This window comes from Micromonospora lupini str. Lupac 08, assembly GCF_000297395.2.
GTDB classification, from domain to species: Bacteria; Actinomycetota; Actinomycetes; order Mycobacteriales; family Micromonosporaceae; genus Micromonospora; species Micromonospora lupini.
The window spans coordinates 2248664-2266259 of sequence record NZ_HF570108.1; the positions used below are offsets into that span (position 1 = coordinate 2248664).

At 72.4% G+C, this 17596-nt stretch carries 20 protein-coding genes; 9 read left to right on the forward strand and 11 right to left on the reverse strand.

What is annotated here, in order from left to right:
* Window positions 1-52: 52 nt before the first annotated feature.
* On the reverse strand, window positions 53-1993 hold the full coding sequence (locus tag MILUP08_RS11505) for an APC family permease (RefSeq protein WP_007457743.1): 1941 nt from the start codon (window positions 1991-1993) through the stop codon (window positions 53-55).
* 227 nt (window positions 1994-2220) lie between these two features.
* Between MILUP08_RS11505 and corA the strand changes: the two genes are divergently transcribed.
* Window positions 2221-3348, forward strand: coding sequence for a magnesium/cobalt transporter CorA (corA, locus tag MILUP08_RS11510; RefSeq protein WP_007457746.1), 1128 nt, complete (start codon window positions 2221-2223; stop codon window positions 3346-3348).
* Between the two features lie 10 nt (window positions 3349-3358).
* On the opposite strand, the gene MILUP08_RS11515 is transcribed toward corA, so the two are convergent.
* Entirely contained in the window at window positions 3359-3544 is a 186-nt protein-coding gene (locus MILUP08_RS11515) for a hypothetical protein (RefSeq protein ID WP_007457747.1), read from the reverse strand.
* Window positions 3545-3772: 228 nt separating this feature from the next.
* Between MILUP08_RS11515 and MILUP08_RS11520 the strand changes: the two genes are divergently transcribed.
* Window positions 3773-4990: an MFS transporter gene (locus tag MILUP08_RS11520; RefSeq protein WP_007457748.1), complete on the forward strand. Its 1218-nt coding sequence runs from the start codon at window positions 3773-3775 to the stop codon at window positions 4988-4990.
* Window positions 4991-4996: 6 nt separating this feature from the next.
* Here MILUP08_RS11520 and MILUP08_RS11525 read toward each other — a convergent pair whose 3' ends face one another.
* Complete coding sequence (locus MILUP08_RS11525) at window positions 4997-5620, reverse strand: TetR/AcrR family transcriptional regulator (RefSeq protein ID WP_007457749.1); 624 nt, start codon at window positions 5618-5620, stop codon at window positions 4997-4999.
* 83 nt (window positions 5621-5703) lie between these two features.
* On the opposite strand from MILUP08_RS11525, the gene MILUP08_RS11530 reads away from it, so the two are divergent.
* Together MILUP08_RS11530 and MILUP08_RS11535 are read left to right on the forward strand one after the other, a co-directional pair.
* A complete protein-coding gene (locus MILUP08_RS11530) occupies window positions 5704-6504 on the forward strand; it encodes an SDR family NAD(P)-dependent oxidoreductase (RefSeq protein ID WP_007457750.1) in 801 nt (266 codons plus the stop codon).
* 231 nt (window positions 6505-6735) lie between these two features.
* Entirely contained in the window at window positions 6736-7119 is a 384-nt protein-coding gene (locus tag MILUP08_RS11535; RefSeq protein ID WP_007457751.1) for a nuclear transport factor 2 family protein, read from the forward strand.
* On the opposite strand, the gene MILUP08_RS37280 is transcribed toward MILUP08_RS11535, so the two are convergent.
* Together MILUP08_RS37280 and MILUP08_RS11540 are read right to left on the reverse strand one after the other, a co-directional pair.
* The gene (locus MILUP08_RS37280; protein ID WP_083915820.1) at window positions 7061-7258 is read right to left on the reverse strand and encodes a hypothetical protein; all 198 of its coding nucleotides are present in this window, start codon (window positions 7256-7258) and stop codon (window positions 7061-7063) included. The two genes, MILUP08_RS11535 and MILUP08_RS37280, sit on opposite strands and share 59 nt — an antisense overlap.
* Before the next feature lie 19 nt (window positions 7259-7277).
* A complete protein-coding gene (locus tag MILUP08_RS11540; RefSeq protein WP_007457752.1) occupies window positions 7278-7793 on the reverse strand; it encodes a 2'-5' RNA ligase family protein in 516 nt (171 codons plus the stop codon).
* 80 nt (window positions 7794-7873) lie between these two features.
* On the opposite strand from MILUP08_RS11540, the gene MILUP08_RS11545 reads away from it, so the two are divergent.
* The 3 genes from MILUP08_RS11545 (at window position 7874) to MILUP08_RS11555 (ending at window position 10942) form a co-directional block, all read left to right on the forward strand.
* A complete protein-coding gene (locus MILUP08_RS11545; RefSeq protein WP_007457753.1) occupies window positions 7874-8383 on the forward strand; it encodes a mycothiol transferase in 510 nt (169 codons plus the stop codon).
* A gap of 91 nt (window positions 8384-8474) precedes the next feature.
* Window positions 8475-8864 (forward strand): SCP2 sterol-binding domain-containing protein, encoded by a 390-nt coding sequence (locus MILUP08_RS11550; protein WP_007457756.1) that lies wholly within the window; start codon window positions 8475-8477, stop codon window positions 8862-8864.
* The gene (locus tag MILUP08_RS11555; protein ID WP_007457759.1) at window positions 8861-10942 is read left to right on the forward strand and encodes an amylo-alpha-1,6-glucosidase; all 2082 of its coding nucleotides are present in this window, start codon (window positions 8861-8863) and stop codon (window positions 10940-10942) included. The genes MILUP08_RS11550 and MILUP08_RS11555 overlap by 4 nt, the downstream gene beginning before the upstream one ends.
* 369 nt (window positions 10943-11311) lie before the next feature.
* Here MILUP08_RS11555 and MILUP08_RS11560 read toward each other — a convergent pair whose 3' ends face one another.
* Window positions 11312-11815 (reverse strand): DinB family protein, encoded by a 504-nt coding sequence (locus tag MILUP08_RS11560; protein ID WP_007457762.1) that lies wholly within the window; start codon window positions 11813-11815, stop codon window positions 11312-11314.
* Between the two features lie 131 nt (window positions 11816-11946).
* Between MILUP08_RS11560 and MILUP08_RS11565 the strand changes: the two genes are divergently transcribed.
* On the forward strand, window positions 11947-12903 hold the full coding sequence (locus MILUP08_RS11565; RefSeq protein ID WP_007457764.1) for a DUF72 domain-containing protein: 957 nt from the start codon (window positions 11947-11949) through the stop codon (window positions 12901-12903).
* Window positions 12904-12960: 57 nt separating this feature from the next.
* Here the strand turns inward: MILUP08_RS11565 and MILUP08_RS11570 are convergent, their stop codons facing one another.
* On the reverse strand, window positions 12961-13335 hold the full coding sequence (locus MILUP08_RS11570) for a hypothetical protein (RefSeq protein WP_007457766.1): 375 nt from the start codon (window positions 13333-13335) through the stop codon (window positions 12961-12963).
* A gap of 156 nt (window positions 13336-13491) precedes the next feature.
* Window positions 13492-14124, reverse strand: coding sequence for a hypothetical protein (locus tag MILUP08_RS11575; protein WP_007457767.1), 633 nt, complete (start codon window positions 14122-14124; stop codon window positions 13492-13494).
* Between the two features lie 195 nt (window positions 14125-14319).
* Here MILUP08_RS11575 and MILUP08_RS35840 point away from each other — a divergent pair, with 195 nt between their 5' ends.
* A complete protein-coding gene (locus tag MILUP08_RS35840) occupies window positions 14320-14490 on the forward strand; it encodes a hypothetical protein (protein ID WP_007457769.1) in 171 nt (56 codons plus the stop codon).
* Between the two features lie 33 nt (window positions 14491-14523).
* Here MILUP08_RS35840 and MILUP08_RS11580 read toward each other — a convergent pair whose 3' ends face one another.
* The 3 genes from MILUP08_RS11580 to MILUP08_RS33745 all read right to left on the reverse strand — a co-directional run bounded on the left by MILUP08_RS11580 (window position 14524) and on the right by MILUP08_RS33745 (window position 17570).
* Window positions 14524-15387, reverse strand: coding sequence for an alpha/beta hydrolase family protein (locus MILUP08_RS11580; protein ID WP_007457770.1), 864 nt, complete (start codon window positions 15385-15387; stop codon window positions 14524-14526).
* Window positions 15388-15487: 100 nt separating this feature from the next.
* Window positions 15488-16744 carry an SGNH/GDSL hydrolase family protein gene (locus MILUP08_RS11585; protein ID WP_007457772.1) on the reverse strand — a complete coding sequence of 419 codons (1257 nt, stop codon included), beginning with the start codon at window positions 16742-16744 and terminating at the stop codon, window positions 15488-15490.
* Between the two features lie 145 nt (window positions 16745-16889).
* On the reverse strand, window positions 16890-17570 hold the full coding sequence (locus MILUP08_RS33745) for a hypothetical protein (protein WP_007457774.1): 681 nt from the start codon (window positions 17568-17570) through the stop codon (window positions 16890-16892).
* Between the last annotated feature and the right edge of the window lie 26 nt (window positions 17571-17596).

A 17596-nucleotide genomic window follows, 5' to 3' on the forward strand; every position in this document is an offset into this window, starting at 1 on the left:
GTCCAGCCGTTATGACCACGCTCACCCGCCACGCGACGGTTCGACCCGCAGGTCAACCGGCGTGCACGTGCGGCCGGCGGCGCGGGTCGGGCTCCTGGCGACGCAGGATCTCCCGGGTGACCGAGGCGATGGCGCCCTGCCCGAACGCCAGGTAGCGCAGGATGTTGCGACCCGGGCCACCCTCGCTCCACTCGAAGTAGATGTGGGGGCGTCGCCGGCTCCGGTCGCGGATCTCCAGCAGCAGGGCGGCGAGCGCGGTGGGCACCGAGGAGCCGGTCAGGCTGAGCACCGGGTAGCTGTCGTGCGCCACGCTGCCGCGCACCAGCAGGTCGGTCTCGAAGTCCGACGGGTCGCTGACGTGGACCTCGACGAAGATGACGTCGCTGTCGTCGGGGAAGTCGTTGTCCGCCATGGTCTGTGCCAGCTTGGCGCGGTACTCGGCCGGATCGCGGCGCTGCGGCTCGTGCGCGATGAGGCGGATCCGACGGGTGGCGCGCTCGTCGATCATCCGGGCGGCCGCCCGGTCCAGCTCGACGTGGTCGACCCGCAGCTCGTAGGCCCGCATGATCCGGGACAGCACCGACACCAGGATCATCCCGCCGATGAAACAGGCCGCGATCTTGACGCCGTCGGGGCGTTCCACGACGTTCGCGACTGTGGTGTAAACGAAGATCAGCGCGATGGCGCCGAACGCCCACGTCCGCGCCCGCTGCCGCCGTCGCCGGGCCGCGAGGGTCACGGCCGTCGCCGCCGAGGTGATCAACACCAAAACCCCGGTGGCGTACGCGCCGCCCTGCGCGTCCACGCTTGCGGAGAAGACCACCGTGATCAGGAACGCCACTGCCGTGAAGACCAGCACCAGCGGCCGGACCGCCCGCGCCCAGGCAGGCGCCATGCCGTAGCGCGGCAGATACCGGGGTACGAGATTGAGCAGCCCGGCCATCGCCGACGCCCCCGCGAACCACAGGATCGCGATCGTGGACAGGTCGTAGACGGTGCCGAACACCCCACCGAGGTGCTGGTGCGCCAGGTAGGCCAGCGCCCGGCCGTTCGCCGGACCGCCGGGCTGGAACGCCTCCGGTGGGATCAGCACTGTGGTGGTCACGCTGCTGGTGATCAGGAAGACGCTCATCGTCGCGGCGGCGGTGGTGAGCAGCCGCCGCGCGCCCCGGATCCGGCCCAGCGGCCGGTCCTCCGAGTCCTGGCGGTCCCCCCGGATGTGCGGCATCACAGCCACCCCGGTCTCGAAACCGGACAGGCCCAACGCCAGCTTCGGGAACACCAGCAGGGACAGCCCGACCACAAGCAGGGGATCGCCGTGCCCGGTGCTCAGCGCGGTCGTCCAGTCCCCGACCGCGCTGGGGTGGGTCACCACCCGCCAGAGCGCGTCGGCGATGACCACCGCGTTCAGCGCCAGGTAGACCGCGACCAGGACGACCGCGATGCCGATGGCCTCCCCGAATCCCTTGAGGAACACCGCGCCCAGCAACGCCACCAGCAGCAGCGTGATGGCCACCTCGTGTCCCTTGAGCCCGCTCGGCCAGAACGGGTTCTCGTCGATGTGGGCTGTCGCGTCGGCCGCCGAGAGGGTGATGGTGATGATGAAGTCGGTGGCCGCGAAACCGAGCAGCACCAGCACGAACAGCTTGCCCGGCCAGTAGCTCAACAGGCGTACGAGCATCGCGATCGAGCCCTCACCGTGCGGGCTCTCCACCGCCACCCGGCGGTACACCGGCAGCGCGCCCAGCAGCGTCACCAGCACCAGCACCAGCGTCGCCACCGGCGACAGCGCCCCGGCGGCCAGCGCCGCGATGCCCGGCTGGTAGCCCAGCGTCGAGAAGTAGTCGACACCGGTCAGGCACATCACCTTCCACCACGGGTGGTGCCGGTCCTCCGGCGGGCGGCCGTGCGGGCCGGGATGCCGCGCGGCCTGCTCCGTACCGCCGTCGAGCAGCCAACCGCGCAGCCGCCCGGCGCGCCTGTTGCCCTGCACCGGCGCTTCCCCCGTCCTCCGCCCATGGTCACCGCGAGTATCCGCCCCGTCGCGCGCGCCCGTCCCGGGTACGCCGAACCCGCCCGTCGCCTGTGGCGACGGCCGGCCCGTCGGAGGGTTTCGGCCCGGGGGCAGGGGGGATGCAGCGCCTCCGGCGCCCCCGCGCAGAACCGTCCGGTCGGGCCGGGTGGCCGCCGGACGGGATGCCACCGGGGAAGGAGCGGGTCATGGTCGGCGGCCGTCGCTTCCGCCCGGGTGGTGGCTTCGGTCGCCAACTCGACGAGCACGAGACCCACGTCGGCGTGCCGCCACCGCCCGAGCCGCCACCGCCCGCCGGTGGCATGGTGGACAGTGCCGTCTACATCCGGGGGCACCGGTTCGCCTCGCCGGCCGGCCTCGCCGAGACGTACTCCTGCCTGCAGGAGCAGGACGACGCGATGGCCTGGATCGGGTTGTACCGGCCCGACATCGACCAGATCTCCTCGCTGGCGCGCGAGTTCCGCCTGCACGACCTGGCGGTGGAGGACGCGATCAACGCCCACCAGCGTCCCAAGCTGGAGCGGTACGGGCACACGCTCTTCGTGGTGCTGCGTGCCGCCCGCTACGACGACCTGCGGGAGGAGGTCGAGTTCTCCGAACTGCACCTGTTCATCGGACCCGGTTTCGTGGTGACGGTCCGCCACGGCGAGGTCCCCGACCTGGCCGCGGTCCGGCGGCGCATGGAGGCCGACGCGCCGATGCTCGCCCGGGGCCCCGAGGCGGTCCTGTACGCGATCCTCGACCAGGTCGTCGACGGGTACGCGCCGGTGGTCGCCGGGCTGGAGAACGACATCGACGAGATCGAGACCCAGGTCTTCGGCGGCGACCCGAACGCCAGCCGGCGCATCTACGGGCTCAGCCGGGAGGTCATCGAGTTCCAGCGGGCCGCCCGCCCACTGCTCGGCATGCTCGACGCGTTGGCCACCGGTGCCGGCAGCTACGGCACCGACGAGGAGTTGCGCCGCTACCTGCGCGACGTGACCGACCACCTCACCCAGGTGGTCGAGCGGGTGGACGGCTTCCGGCACCTGCTGCAGAACATCCTCACCGTCAACGCCACCCTCGTCTCGCAGCAGCAGAACGAGGAGATGCGCAGCCTGACCGCGGCCAGCTACGCGCAGAACGAGGAGCTGAAGAAGGTCTCCTCGTGGGCCGCGATCCTGTTCGCTCCGACGCTCATCGGCACCGTGTACGGAATGAACTTCGTCCACATGCCGGAGCTGAACTGGCGCTTCGGCTACCTGTTCGCGCTGCTGCTGATGCTGCTGGTCTGCGGCACCCTCTACCTGGTCTTCAAGCGGCGCGGCTGGCTCTGAGGCGCGAGGCTCACTCGATGCCGCGCAGGATGTGCCGCTCGTCCTCGCTGTCGTCGTCACCGGCGCCGATGCGACCGAGCAGCACGGCGGCGGCCCAGATGGTCAGTGGGGTGGCCGCCCCGGTCATCCCGCCACCGGTCCGGTCGTGGCTGGTCTGGCTCCGCTCCGTGCGCGGTGGCCTGCGCTGAGCCTGCATGGGCCCTGCCTCTCCTCGTCGAAGCCGCCGCGGGCGGCGCGGTGTGCGCCCGCGCCCCCGGCCGGGCGCCCACTCGCGCGGGTCGCCACCGGTACGGCATCCACGTCGAACCATCCCACGCCCGGGCGCATCCGCACCCCCTGTTTTCGGTTTCCCGACTGTCGCCCGCCAAACCGGACATCTCGCCTCGAGGTTGCATCGACCGGTCGACCGGGTAGCGAGGCACGGGTGAGTGAAGCTCTCGACACGGCCGCACCCGCCGTTCCCAGCCGCCGGTCGTTGCCCCACTACCTCGTCGCGGCGACGCTCGCCCGGGGTGCGGATGCCGGTGCCGCGGTGGGGGTGGTCCTGTTGGCCACCCTGCCGGAGGTCGGGGCCGGTCGTCCGGCGCTGCTGGGCGGGCTACTGGCCACCTGCCTGACCGCGCCGCATCTGCTGGGGCCGTTGCTCGCCCGTCCGCTGGACCGGGCACGGGACGGTCGGGGCCTGCTTGCCGCCGCCTTCGCCACGTACGCCGGAGCGGTCGCGCTGGCGGCGCTGCTGCTCGGCCGGGTGCCGGTGGGTGTGCCCGCCGCGCTGCTGATCGTGGCCGGGGCCTGCGGGCCGCTGCTGACGGGGGGTCTGAGCAGCCGGCTGGCCGCGCTCCTCGCCCCGGACGAGCGGGCGCAGCGCCGGGGACAGGGCTGGGACGCGGTGACGTACGGGGTGGGCGGCAGCGCCGGCCCGGCCCTCGTGGCAGTGCTCGCCGCGGTGGCCGGACCCCGGATGTCCCTGCTCGGGTTGGCCGCCGCCACAGTGGTCGCGGCGGCCCTGGTGGGCACACTGCCGGCGCGCGTGCCCGGAGGCGGTCCGGCGCGGAGCGTGCCCGCCGCGCGCGGCGGACTGCGGGCGCTGCTCGGACCCGGGCCGCTGCGCCGGGTCACCGGGGTCACCATGGTCGGCGCGCTCACCGGTGGGGCGATCTCGGTGCTCGCCGTCATGCTGGCGGCGGACCTCGGCCGGGAGGCGGTCTCCGGTGCGCTGCTCGCCGCCGCCTACGGAGGCGGAAACCTCGTCGCCGCGCTCCTGGTCACGGCGTTCCCGCTGACCGGCCCGCCGGAGCGGCTCACCATGAGATGGGCGGCGCTCGGCGCGGTGGCGGTCGCGCTCTGCGGAGCCGTGCCCGGCTTCCCGGTGGCGGTCGCCGCGTTCGCGCTGGCCGGGGCGGCGACCGCGCCGCTCTTCGCGGCCACCCTGGCCGCCCGGTCGGCGTACGCGCCGGACGCCGTGCGGGCACAGGTGTTCGTGTCCACGGCCGCGCTGAAGGTGGCTGCCGCCTCGCTCGGCACCGGCCTGGCCGGGGTGCTCGCCCCGCTGGGTCCGCGCCTGTTGCTTGTCGCCGGGGCGTCGGTCACGCTCGCCGCGACGGCCGGGGCGACGGTCTCGCGGCGGAGACGCGAGAGGTGACGAGGGCTAGGACCCGTCGGAGCCGCCGCCGCTGGTGGACGGCGGTGCGTTGACGAGGACCTCCATCAGATCGTGCAGTTGGCGGGTGAGGGCGCCTTGATCCATGTCGGTGAGTGCCGGGGTCGCGATGACCTTTCGCATCAACCACACTCCGGCGATCAGGGAGAGAAGCAGTTCCGCGCGTGGGGCGGCATCGGGCCCGGGCAGGAGGTCGGTCAGGTGTCGTCCCACGTGCTTCTCGATGCCCGCACGGATGATCTCCGCGGCCCGGGGACTGGCCACTGATCGCAGCATCAGCACGAACGGGTCCAGGTCGTCTGCCTCTGGCGAGGTGCGCGCCGCCAACCTGGCCGCCGTCCGTTCGCTCAGCGCGCTCGGGTCGTCGCTGACGACCGTTCGCGGAGTGAACGAGCGGTCGACCGCCTCGGCGAACAACTGTTCCTTGGAGCCGAAGTAGCGGTTGACAAGCATCGCGGTCACTCCGGCGCCCCCGGCGACCTCCCGTACGCCAGCGCCGTCGTAGCCCAGCCGGGTGAACGCCTCTATCGCGGAGTTCAGGATCGCCTCACGGGTGGCGCGGGCGTCGCGCCGTCGCTGCCCGTCTCGGGGTTCGTCTGTGTCTGCGGTCACGTCTACGAGTGTAGACTACTGCGTTCCGTGATGTATACAGTCGTAGACATAGCAGCCTGACGCCGAGAGTGAAGGAGAATCTGATGGACCTGCAGCTGACTGGCAAGCATGCCCTGGTGACCGGTTCGAGCTCCGGGCTCGGTGCGGCGATGGCGCGACTGCTCGCCACCGAAGGCGCGCAGGTGATCGTGCACGGGCGCAGCGAGAAGCGGGCCACGGCGGTGGCCGAGGCGATCCGCGCAGACGGCGGGAAAGCCGACGTCGCGCTCGGTGATCTCACCACCGACGAGGGTGCGGACGCGGTGGCCGCGGCGGCTCTGGCCGCAGGCCCGGTCGACATCCTGGTCAACAACGCCGGCGCCTACAAGCACCTGTCCTGGACCGACGCCACCCCGGACACCTGGCGCGAGACCTACGAGGGCAACGTCATCTCCGGCGTACGGATGATCCAGCGGTTTGTGCCAGCCATGCGCGAGCGTGGCTGGGGACGCGTCATCACCATTGGTGGTGGCCTCGCGACCCAGCCGTTGTTCCAGCACCCGCAGTACAACGCCACTCTCGCCGCCCGACACAACCTGGCGGTGTCGCTCGCCCGGGAACTGAAGGGCACCGGCGTGACGTCCAACATCGTCGCGCCCGGAGCGATCCTCGTCGACGCCGTCAAGGATCTGCTGATCGAGATCGCTCCGGAGCGGGGCTGGGGCGAGACCTGGGAGCAGATCGAGCTGGGCGCGACGAACGAGTTGGTGCCCAACGACGTCGACCGACTCGGCCGGCCGGAGGAGATCGCCACGGCGGTCGCCTTCCTCGCCAGTCCGCTGGCCGGCTACATCAGTGGCGCCAACATCCGCGTCGACGGCGGCACCATCCGCAACGTCACCTGACCCCCGCACCATCGCCGCCACGAGGCGACGACGTGTGGCGGCGCCGGTGGGCGTACGAAACGTCCATGCGGCAGTTGTTGACGCTGTGGGTCTGACCGGTACCGGTCCGACCCACAGCGGCCCCTCGGGTCGATGAGCGGGCGGGCGTCGTGCTCCTCGTACGGCGTCCGGGAGTGGACACACTCCAGCCCGCATCGACCTGGCAAAGAGCCGATTCAGAAGGAACACACAATGAGCGACGATGTTCGAGTGATCGCCAACGCGGCGTACGACGCCCTGATCCAGGGGTTCCAGACCGGTGCGTGGGAGAGCTTCTTCGACCTGTTCGACGATGAGGTGGACGTGATCCTCCCGGCTCCGCAGACCGGGCACTTCACCGGCACCGAAGGGCGCGAGAAACTGGTCGGGTTCTTCAGCGTGTTCGCGCCTGGTGCCAGCCGTTTCGACAAGGTCGAGGTGATTTCCCAGACCGTCGCCGAGGATCGCGTCGTCTTCGAGGACTGGGCCCGGGGCGTCTTCTTCAACGAGCCGTACGCCGCCCGGCACTGCATTCACATCATGGTCCGCAACGGCAAGGTCGTCGGCTTCCACGAATACAACCGACCGCTCGACTGAGTACGGCTCGTCGAGGCGCGTCGACGAGACGAACAGCCCGCAGGTGCGGCACGATGACCCGGTAGCCCGCGTCGGTCAGCAGGGGCACGACCTCGACAAAACTGTGAATGTCGTACGGCCAGCCGTGCAGAAGCAGCACGACAGCCGGTCCTGGGCTACTAGGGCAGCGGGTGGGCGATGCCGCGGGCGTGGTCGGTGAGCGCCGCGCCGACCACTGTCGCCGCCAGCGGCAGCACCTCCAGGCAGCGGCGCACCGCCGTCGCCATCAGCGCGTTCGGCACCCGCATGGACAGCGTGCAGTGCGGCACCCAGCGCCCCGGCTGGTAGTGCCCGGCCAGGGTGATGCCGGCGTCGGCGAGCAGACCGTGCACCAACCGGTGGTGGGCCAGCAACTCCGGTGTGGGCGTCGGACCGAGCCAGAGCACCCGTCCGACGAACTGCCCCGCGTGCTGGAAGTCGAGTTGCAGGGGGGCCGCCACGACGGTTCCGCGCAGCGCCTCGGCGACCTGCTCGGGGTCGAAGCGGGGCGCCACCGCGAGCGAGAGGTGCGGACGGTGACGCTGCTCCAGCAGCGAGCGCATGCTCTGCACGCCCTCGGCCTCCAACGCGTCCCACAGCACCCGGATCCGCCGAGTGGCATCCGGGTCCAGATACAGTTCCAGCGCCGCGACCACGTGATCACCGTAGCGGCCGAGGTTTGGCGGTCCCTGTCCGGCGGTACCGTGCTCGGAAACAGACCAGGAGGCGTGACCCCGTGGACGTGAGTGACCTGCTGACCGAGACGTACGACCGGCTGCCCGACCTCGTCCGCGCGGCGGTCGACGGCCTCACCCCGGAGCAGTTGCTCCGGGCGCCCGCCGAGGGCGCCAACCCGGTCGGGTGGCTGGTCTGGCACCTGACCCGCGTCCAGGACCACCACGTCGCCGACCTGCTCGACGCCGAGCAGATCTGGGTGAGCGGGGACTGGGCGGGGCGGTTCGGGCTCACCGCCGACCCGGACAACACCGGCTACGGCCACACGCCCGCACAGGTGGCGAAGGTGCGGCCGGAGAGCGCACAGGCGCTGATCGACTACTTCGAGGCGGTCGCGGCGCGTACCGGATCGTTCCTGGCCGGGCTGCGACCGGCGGACCTGGACCGCGTCGTCGACGAGTCGTGGGACCCGCCGGTCACCCTCGGCGTGCGGCTGGTCAGCATCGCCGACGACGACCTGCAACACGCCGGGCAGGCCGCCTACGTCCGGGGCCTCGTCAAGGCCGACTAGTCCCTCACCCGCGTCCTCCGGTTCACCCGGTTCGGGTGACTCCCGCTCACCCCGCGCCGGGTGATCCTGTCGGGATGCGGGAGGTGACCTGATGGGCACGACGGCGGCGCGGTTCCTGCAGGACCTCGACCAGGGCCGGCGCCCCGACCTGCCCGCGACGACCGCCGGGACGCTGCGCCTGGACATGCGCGGCGAGGGCTGCACCGATCACTGGTACCTGACCGTCGCCGACCAGCACGTGCGGGTGACCCGGTCGGCCGACGACGCCGATCTGCTGGTCCGCGCGGATCGGGCGGTCTTCGACCAGCTCGCCACCGGCCAACTGCACCTCGCCGAGGCGTTGCTGCGCAACGAGCTGACCGTGCGCGGCGACATGGCGCTGCTGATGCTGCTGCGCCGGATCTTCCCCGGCCCGGCCGGTGCCCGCCATCCCCGTGCGCTGGGCCGGGCGGCCCTCGCGGAACGGGAGGGGTCGCGATGAGGCAGGAGCAGGTGCACGTGATCGCCGGCAACGTGTTCGCGATCAGCGACGCCCAGGGCGACATGGAGGTCGATCCGCAGGCGCCTGTCGGTCTCTTCTCGTTCGACACCCGGTTCCTGTCCCGGTGGGTGCTCAGCGTCGACGGGGAACGTCTCAACGCGCTCTCCCGCGACGACATGACGTACTTCGAGACCCGGTTCTTCCTGGTGCCGGGCGCGGCGAGCCACTACGTGGACGCCGACGTGTCGATCATCCGCCACCGCTCGGTGCACGACTGCCTGCACGAGCAGATCACCGTGCTCAACCACTCGGCGACGCCCGCCGACTTCACCGTGCGGATGGAGGTGAGCGCCGACTTCACCGACATCGCCGAGATCGCCGACGTCGCACAGCCCCGACCGCGGGTCGTCCACGTCGAGACCGACACCGACCGCGCGGCACTCGTGCTGCGCTACGAGCGGGAGCGGTTCGGCCGCGTCACCACGGTGCGCAGCACCGCCCCCGCCGAGGTCGACGAGGCGGGGTTCACGTTCCGGATCCGGGTCCCGTCCGAGGGGACGTGGGAGACCACCCTGCACGTCAGCATGACGATGCAGGGCGAGGGTGACCGGGACATGCGCGCCGAACTGGAGTCGCACCAACGGATCGTGCGGGACGGAATGAGTGACGACCTGACCGCGTGGCTGAGCCGGGCCCCGCAGTTGGTGGCCGAACGGGACGGCCTGGAGGAGACGTACCAGGGCGCTCTGGCCGCCCTGGCGGCGCTGCGGTACCAACCGCTCGCGTACCCCGACCGGGTTCCGGTCGGCGGCCTGCCGTGGGCGATGGGAATGTGCGGGCGGGACGCCATCATCGCCTGCCTGCAGAGCCTGGCGTTCACCCCCGAGCTGGCCCGCGCGACGCTGCGGATGCTGGCGCTTCTCCAGGGTGGCCAGCTCGACGACGACCACGACGAGGAGCCGGGCAAGATCCTGGTCCAGCTGCGCTACGGCGAGCTGGCCGCGTTCGGCGAGCGGCCGAACGCGCTGTACTACGGCGCGGCCGACACCACCCCGCTGTTCGTGATCCTGCTCGACGAGTACGAGCGCTGGTCCGGCGACGCGGACCTGGTCCGCGAGCTGCGCCACCCGGCCCGCCTGGCGCTGGACTGGATCGACGAGTACGGCGACCTGACCGGTGACGGCTACCTGCGCTACCAGCGCCGCAACGAGCGGCACGGCGTGGTGAACCAGTCCTGGAAGGACTCCCGGGACGCGATCGTCGACGCGCACGGTCGGCTGCCCGCGCTTCCCCGCGCCACCTGCGAGTTGCAGGGCTACGCGTACGACGCGAAGCGGCGCGGCGCCCGGCTGGCTCGCGAGTTCTGGGGCGAGCCCGAGTACGCCGACCGGCTCGACCGGGAGGCGGCGGCGCTCAAGCAGCGGTTCAACCGGGACTTCTGGCTGCCGCACCGGGAGTACTACGCCTTGGCGCTGGACCCGTACGGCGAGCCGGTCGACGCGCTGGCGTCCAACATCGGGCACCTGCTGTGGAGCGGGATCGTCGCGGACGATCGTGCCGAGGCGGTCGCCGAGCATCTGCTCGGGCCGCGGCTGTTCAACGGCTGGGGCGTGCGGACGTTCGCCACCGGGCAGCGCCCGTACAACCCGGTGGGCTCGCACCTGGGGGCGGTGTGGCCGTCGGACAACGCCCTGATCGCCGCCGGTCTGCGGCACTACCGTTTCGACGTGCACGCGGCCCGGATCGCGGCCGGCATCTTCGACATGGCGCAGACGCTCGGCGGGGCGGTGCCGGAGCTGATCGCCGGCTACGAGCGGAGCCTGACGAAGTATCCGGTCCAGTTGCCCTCGGCCGGTCGTCCCCAGTCGTGGTCCTCGGGTGCGCTGCTGATGTTGCTGGGCACCGTGCTGGGCCTGCGACCCACCGGCGAGGACCTGCTGGTGAATCCGGCCCTGCCCAACGGCTTCGGTGGTGTCGAACTGCTCGACATCCCCGGCCGTTGGGGGCACACCGACGCGTACGCCGGTGACCGCTCCACCCACCCGGGGGCCCGCCCGCGGACCCGACGGCGACCGTGAGTCAGCGGCCGTCGATCCGGCCAGTCGTACCGTCGGCGTCCTGATCGGGGGACGGAACGCGGGGGCCGGGGGAGTGCGTCGGCGGTGCGCCTGGGCGCGGCGGAAACCCTGCACGGCGAGGCCCAGGCCGGCCAGCTCGTCGGGGCGCGGCGCGGCGCGCACCGCCGTCAGGAGCAGCACCACCGGACGGGTGCCGGTCGACGGGTCGACGGGGAAACCGCCGAGCAGCCGCTCGACGGTTTCCTGGTCCATCCGGTAGGCGCTCATCTCTGTCCCTCAGCGCCGACCCCGCGGGCGATGTCACATCCTCATCCCGGGCGGGAACGGTGGTGACAGCACGAGGCGAAGCGCCCGAGGGTCGACCGGGGCTCAGCCCATGGTCTTCGACCCGTCGATCGCCTCGCGCAGGATGTCGGCGTGCCCCGCGTGCTGCGACGTCTCGGCGATGAGGTGCAGCAGCACCCGGCGGACGGTCCAACTCGCACCCGGCTCGAACCACGGGGCCTGCGGCAGCGGGTGGGCCGCGTCCAGATCGAGGGTGGCGATCAGCCCGTCGGTGTGGTCGGCCACGGCGCGGAACCGTTCGACCAGCCCGGCCAGGGTCTCGCCCGGCGCCATCCGGAACTGACCGACCCAGTCGATCTCCTCGCGCTGCATCGCCTCGGCGCCACCCACGGCGAACAGCATCCACCGCTCCTCGGTGCCGGCGACGTGCTTGATGAGCCCGCCGGGGCAGAGCTCGCTCACCGTGCTCCGCGCGGCGGCCTGCTCGTCGGTCAGCCCGTCGACGGTCTGCAGGAGGAAGCCCCGGTGCCGGCGCAGCGTCTGCAGCAGGTCGGCTCGTTCCCCGGTGAGCTGCGCGGTGCTGGTCATGGTGGTGCCCTTCCGTCGAGGTCCGGTCGGCCTCAGCGTAGGACCGGGCACCGACACTTCGAGGTGGACACGACGAGAGCGCCGGCCGCCAGCGGTTGCCGATCGGGGCGCGGGACTGTCCACTGAACGACATGGGTGTGATCAAGGTGGGCACGTCGTCCTGGGCGGACCAGACGTTGCTGCGCTCCGGCTGGTATCCGCGCTCCGCCAACACGCCGGCCGGCCGGTTGGCCTTCTACGCCGGCCGGTTCCCGCTTGTCGAGGTGGACACGTCCTACTACGCCGTTCCGGTGCCGGAGACCACGCACGGCTGGGTCGACGCGACGCCCGACGACTTCACCTTCGACGTCAAGGCGTTCAGCCTCTTCACCGGTCATCCGACGCCGGTCGCCGCGCTGCCCCGGGACCTGCGGCCGGCCGCCGGTCCGAGCCGGATCCGCCGTCGCGACCTGCCCGAGCAGGCGTACGACGAGCTGTGGGCCCGTTTCCGCGCGGCGCTGGACCCGATCGCGGCCGCCGGCAAGCTGGGTGCGGTGCTGTTGCAGTTTCCGCCCTGGTTGGCGCGCGGCGCCGCCGCCGAACGCCGGATCGTCGAGCTGGCGCAGCGGTGCCGGCCGTGGCGGGTGGCGGTGGAGCTGCGGCACGGCTCCTGGTTCGACGGGGCCGCGACGGCCACGACCCTGGACCTGCTGCGCGCGCACGACCTCTCCCTGGTCTGCGTCGACATGCCGCAGGGGCATCCGTCGTCGGTGCCGCCGATCCTGACCCGCACGTCGGAGCCGGCGATCGTCCGCTTCCACGGTCACAGCGACGCGTGGCGCGACGGCGACAAGCAGGACAAGTTCCGCTACGCGTACGACGAGTCGGAGCTGCGGGACTGGGCCGGGCGGCTGGCGGAGCTGGCCGCGGACGTCGACGACCTGCACGTGCTGTTCAACAACTGCTGCGCCGGGCAGGCCCAGCGCGACGCCACCCGGCTCGCACAGGTGCTCGCCGAGACGATGTTCGCCGAGCCCCGGGCGCCCGCCGGGCCGCGTCGAGCGGCCGACGGTGCGACGGTCGCGGCGCGGGCCGCGTCGACCGGCTGACGGCCTGCTGCCCGCGTACCCCCCGTTCCGGGCGGGGCACGCGGGCAGCGGGGCTGATCAGGAGCGTCGACCTCGGCTGCGTAGCGCGTCCTGGGTCCGCTCGTTGACGTCCGCGTCGTCGGGGAAGCTCCGGCCGCTGGGCGCCGGGTCCGGTGGCGCGCCCGGCCCGGCCATCGTGGTCCGGGTGGGCTCGACCGAACCGAAGCCGTGCCGACCGGCCGGACCGCTCTTTCCGGCCGGAGCGCCGGCGCGTCGTTCACCGCGTCGCCCCTCGGGCACCGCCGTCTCCTCGCTGCCCTCGTCCATCGGCGAGTCGTTGTCCGCGCCCCAGGGCGCGTCGGCGTCGAAACCGTCGCCGGTGCCCCACGGGTTGACCGCCTCCGGTTCCGGCCGGTCACCGCCGTGACTACTGCGTCCCTCGTGTGCCGTCATGGCCACCTCGCTCGTCGGTCCGCCGCTACCGACGGACGGATTGCCCGTCACCGGGCCGGTCCTGCCCGCTCGGCACGCCGTGCGGCGTGGCGGGCTCGCAGGGCCGGCCGGTGCCCCGTCGTCGACGGTCCGGCGGGATGCCGGCCGGCCCGACGCTCAGCGTCCCGCCATGGCCATCTGCCGCTTGCCGGCGCCCATACCCATGCCCATCTTGGCGATGCCCATCGGGGCGTTGCGCATCCCGCCGGTGCGGCTGAGGATCCCGCGCAGCACCTGCCCGGGCTTCTGCTGTTCACCCATGTACGCGGTGACCACGACCAGCGATCCGGTCAACGCCGGAATCGCCCACTGGAGCAGCTTCATCTGCCGCTGTGAGGAGGCGACGCTTGCCGGCGTCTGGTGGTTGGGCTCGGTGGCGCCGTTCACCGGTGGACCGCCGGCCTTCTCCAGCCGCATGCCGACCAACCGGCTGTAGCCGGTGACCGCGAGCGCGCCGATCGTCAGTGCCGTCTTGAGGGCGCTGGCCCGGCCCACTCCGCGCTGGGCCGCCACCCGAGGGCTCTCCGTGACCAGTTCGCCGACCGCCCCCGCCAGGTGCGCGCCGATCGCGGCCGCGTTGACAGGTGTCCACTTCGACCATCCGGCCGAGGCGACCGGAAGTCGCTGGGTGGAGTCGTTGATTTTCGCCGCTGCGCCGTTGACGCCGAAGGCACCCATGAGGGAGCCGCCGAACCAGGCCGCCAGACCCAGATCGTGCATCGAGCGCAGTGCGGTGTGTCGTTCGGACATGTGATCCCCTTCCGCCGTGTCGGGCGATGCGGCTTACCCGCCGCCCGAGCGGCTAACCCCGTCGCCTGCCGGCCGATCGCCGCCGCACCACCACGACCGGGACATCCGCGCGTCGCGGTCCGCAATCGCCGCCGGGAGGAGTCGTCGGCGCGGTGGCGGGTAGATCCCCCCGAACCTGACGGAGAGGGGAACGACATGTCGCAGCCGGACGAGGTCCGCGAGAAGACCCCCAAGACCGATGCGGTGCTCATGCACCCGGACAACGATCCGCACCGGAACACCGCGGAGGTCGCGCCGCGCAAGGATCACGCGCAGATCCAGGTGGAACGCGACGACGAGCTGGTGCCGCTGGACCAGGAGGAGTGAGCCGGGCGGGCCGCCCCGAGCAGCCGGTACGGCTCAGCGGGGCGGCAGGTCGGCGGCGAAACGGGCGATCCGCCCGGCCAGCGGGGCGCCGGCGCGGACCCAGGTGAAATGGTCCAGCGGCGCCCCGGCCTCCGCCACCGTGTACCGCTCCCGGGTCACCGGGGCCGCGGTGAGCTTCGCGCAGAGGTGGTCCATCGTCTCGTGCGGGGTGTACTGGTCGTCGTCGACGCTTATCGCCAGCACCGGTGTGCGCACCGCGCGTACGGCCGCTTCGGTGTCCGTGCCGTCGAGCCGGGGAAAACGACCTGTCCGCGCGGTGTGTGCCCAGTCGCGGATCACGCCGCGCGCCTGCCGGCCGCCGAAGCCCCACCCCGGCCAGACGCCGAGCAGCGCCGCGGTGGCGGCGATGCCCTGGGTGTACGGCAGCACGCCGAGCCCTCGGCGACCCGGATAGGTGCGCCAGTAGGGGACTCCGACCGCGATCAGCGCCAGAGCGTCCACCGCGTCGCCGCCGTTGCGGGCGAGGTGCAGCAACGCGGCCTGCCCGCCGAGGGAGTGGCCGAGCAGCACCCGGGTACGCCCGTCCAGCCGCGACTTGAGCGCCGCCAGGACAGCGTCGACGTCGCTGGCCAGCTCGACGTAGCCGTACCGGTCGGCGCGGCTCGGGGCGGGCGTGCTCGCTCCGGTGCCCCGCAGGTCCGCGACGACCACGGCCAGGCCGGCGGAGCGCAGCGCGGCGGCGAACGGCCGGTAGTAGCGGGCGCGGACCCCCATCGCGGGCCAGATCACCACCACGGGTGCGCCGGGCGGGCCGGCCGGCTCGGGATAGACCTGCACGCCGAGGCGAGCGCCGTCGACGTCGACGAACTCCTGCGCGTACTCCGGGTCCCCGTTCACCGGCTCAGCTTACGGCCCGACGTTACCGGCGGGTAGCCGAGGCGGTCCGGACGCGACGGAGGCCCCGCCGGGTGGCGGGGCCTCCGGTGGCGCGACCCGGTCAGGAGACGGAGATCGTCCCGTCGCCGGCGCGGACGCACGACACGGCGCGGGAGGCGGTGGCGGCGGCGCCGGCGAGGCACTGGCCGAGCACCTGGTGCCCGGTGGCGTTCGGGTGCCACGACTCCTGGCAGGTCTGGAAGTAGCTGACGCAGGTGTTGGCGATCCGCTGGATGGCGATCTTGTCCTTGCCGGCGAGGCTGGTCACGAACGTGCCGGTCGCGCCGTCCTGCAGCCGGATGGGCGTGGCCAGCGCGCCGGCCGGGCTGGACGTCGACTCGCACAGCCGCGCGCCGTCGAAGGCCCGCTGCACGTTGAGGTAGACGAGGTCGTCGGCGGGGAACTCGGCGGCCAGGGTGTCCCGGGTGGACTTCACGATCCCGCCCAGGCCCTGCGAGAAGCGGTGCCCGGGGGCGAGGCTGGCCCGGTGGATCGGGCAGCCGGCCGCGTACCGCTCGGCGCCGAGGTCACGGAACTTGTCCCGGGTGTCGTCCCGGCCGTCCTCCTCGTAGTACGCCGGGTTCAGGTCCAGCGGCAGCGGGTTGGTGTAGTCCTGGAACACCACCCGGTGCTGGCCGTCCGCGTCCACCTGGTCGAGGGTGGTCAGGATCTGGCGTACGGCGGCGGTGGTCTCCGCGGTCGCGGCGCTGATCTGCGCGGCGGTGGCCAGGTCGGCGTCGCTGCACGGCTTCTGCTCCACCGGCCCGCCGAGGTACGCCCAGAACTCCCACCAGCCCGTCCAGGCGTCGGCGATGAACCGGTTGGCGCACTTCTCCGCGACGCTGCCGAAGGTGAACGAGCTGTTGTTGGAACCCAGGCCGATCAGCACCAGGTCGATGTCCTGGGTCTGCGCGACGGCGCGCAGCTGGTCGAGCTGGGCGGCCACCGTGCGGCCCTTCTCCCGTGCCGCGGAGGCGGTGGCGATGTCGCGTGGCTGGCCGCCGGAGCAGGCCAGGTTGAACCGGTTCTGGATACCCGGCAGGTTCGCCTGGTTGAGCGAGGCGTTCGCCGACCGGTGGCAGAAGTACGCGTTGTTGTTCGGCGCCGTCCAACCGGGGAAGCCCTGGGTGACCCCGTTGGTGTCGACCACCGGGGTGTACGCCCCCGCGCCCTCACCGCTGATGAAGCTGTCGCCGAGCGCCACGGCGGCGGTGGGCAGCGCGGCGGTCGCGGGGGCGGGCAGCGCGACGGCTGTCGACAGCGCTGCCGTGACGATCGTGAGTGCCGCGGCGAGCGCGGTACGGCGGAACCTGGGCATGGGGCCCCCAACCATCGAAAGATGAAAGATTCTCTGAGAGCGCGATCAGATCACCCCTGTGCAACGGGCGTCAATGGCCCGTAACAGAATCGTTCGATGAAAGACACGCACGCCTGGTGCGCGAGGCTGTGGGTCGGTCGGGCTGTTAACGACGCCGCAGCACGGCCGCGCCGGCCGCGTTCAGACCCACACCCCAGAGCAGGAGTACGCACAGCCACTGCGCCCACCGCAGCAGGGTCATGTCCCCGGCGAGCAGGTTGCGGACGCTGCCCAACGGGGTGAGCCACGGCTGCGCCGGACGAAGGGCCTCCACTGCCCCCAGCAACCCGAACAGCCCCAGCGGCACGACGATCGTGGCGAGGAACGCGACCACCGGCGAACGCAGCAGCAGGCCCAGCCCGGTGCCCACCAGGCCGGCGACGATCTGCACCAGCACACTGCCCACCGCGACCGTGCCGGCGAACCGCCACGGCTCGTCGGCCACCGGCCCCGGGGTGAGGGCCAGCGTCGCCGCGCAGATCAGCACCCCGGCCACGCCGATCACGGTGGCCGGCAGCACCACCGCGAGCACGGTCGGGAGCACCCCGACGGTGCCGGACGCCCGACGCCTGTCGCGCACGAGCAGGACACCGAAGAGCGGCGTCAGGACCGACATCAGGCTCTGCACCTCGCCGGAGAGCGCGGCGAACGTCAGGTCGGCGCGCGGCGCGGCGACGACCAGCACCACGGCGCAGAGCAGCCCCGCCGCCAGGGTGCCCGCGAGCAACCACCGGCGGGCCCGCGTGTCGAGGGAGCGTCGCAGAGCATTGCGGGTCGTCACGTCCACCGCGAGCACCTTCCGACGGCTGGCCG

What these genes read in the sequence shown, in the direction of transcription:
- MILUP08_RS11515 (WP_007457747.1), bottom strand. Translation starts at nt 3,544, where the DNA reads ATGCAGGCTCAGCGCAGGCCACCGCGCACGGAGCGGAGCCAGACCAGC.
- MILUP08_RS11550 (WP_007457756.1), top strand. Translation starts at nt 8,475, where the DNA reads ATGGGCACGACGGCGGCGCGGTTCCTGCAGGACCTCGACCAGGGCCGG.
- MILUP08_RS11555 (WP_007457759.1), top strand. Translation starts at nt 8,861, where the DNA reads ATGAGGCAGGAGCAGGTGCACGTGATCGCCGGCAACGTGTTCGCGATC.
- MILUP08_RS11535 (WP_007457751.1), top strand. Translation starts at nt 6,736, where the DNA reads ATGAGCGACGATGTTCGAGTGATCGCCAACGCGGCGTACGACGCCCTG.
- MILUP08_RS11585 (WP_007457772.1), bottom strand. Translation starts at nt 16,744, where the DNA reads ATGCCCAGGTTCCGCCGTACCGCGCTCGCCGCGGCACTCACGATCGTC.
- MILUP08_RS11570 (WP_007457766.1), bottom strand. Translation starts at nt 13,335, where the DNA reads ATGACGGCACACGAGGGACGCAGTAGTCACGGCGGTGACCGGCCGGAA.
- MILUP08_RS11565 (WP_007457764.1), top strand. Translation starts at nt 11,947, where the DNA reads ATGGGTGTGATCAAGGTGGGCACGTCGTCCTGGGCGGACCAGACGTTG.
- MILUP08_RS11560 (WP_007457762.1), bottom strand. Translation starts at nt 11,815, where the DNA reads ATGACCAGCACCGCGCAGCTCACCGGGGAACGAGCCGACCTGCTGCAG.
- MILUP08_RS11575 (WP_007457767.1), bottom strand. Translation starts at nt 14,124, where the DNA reads ATGTCCGAACGACACACCGCACTGCGCTCGATGCACGATCTGGGTCTG.
- MILUP08_RS35840 (WP_007457769.1), top strand. Translation starts at nt 14,320, where the DNA reads ATGTCGCAGCCGGACGAGGTCCGCGAGAAGACCCCCAAGACCGATGCG.
- MILUP08_RS11530 (WP_007457750.1), top strand. Translation starts at nt 5,704, where the DNA reads ATGGACCTGCAGCTGACTGGCAAGCATGCCCTGGTGACCGGTTCGAGC.
- corA (WP_007457746.1), top strand. Translation starts at nt 2,221, where the DNA reads ATGGTCGGCGGCCGTCGCTTCCGCCCGGGTGGTGGCTTCGGTCGCCAA.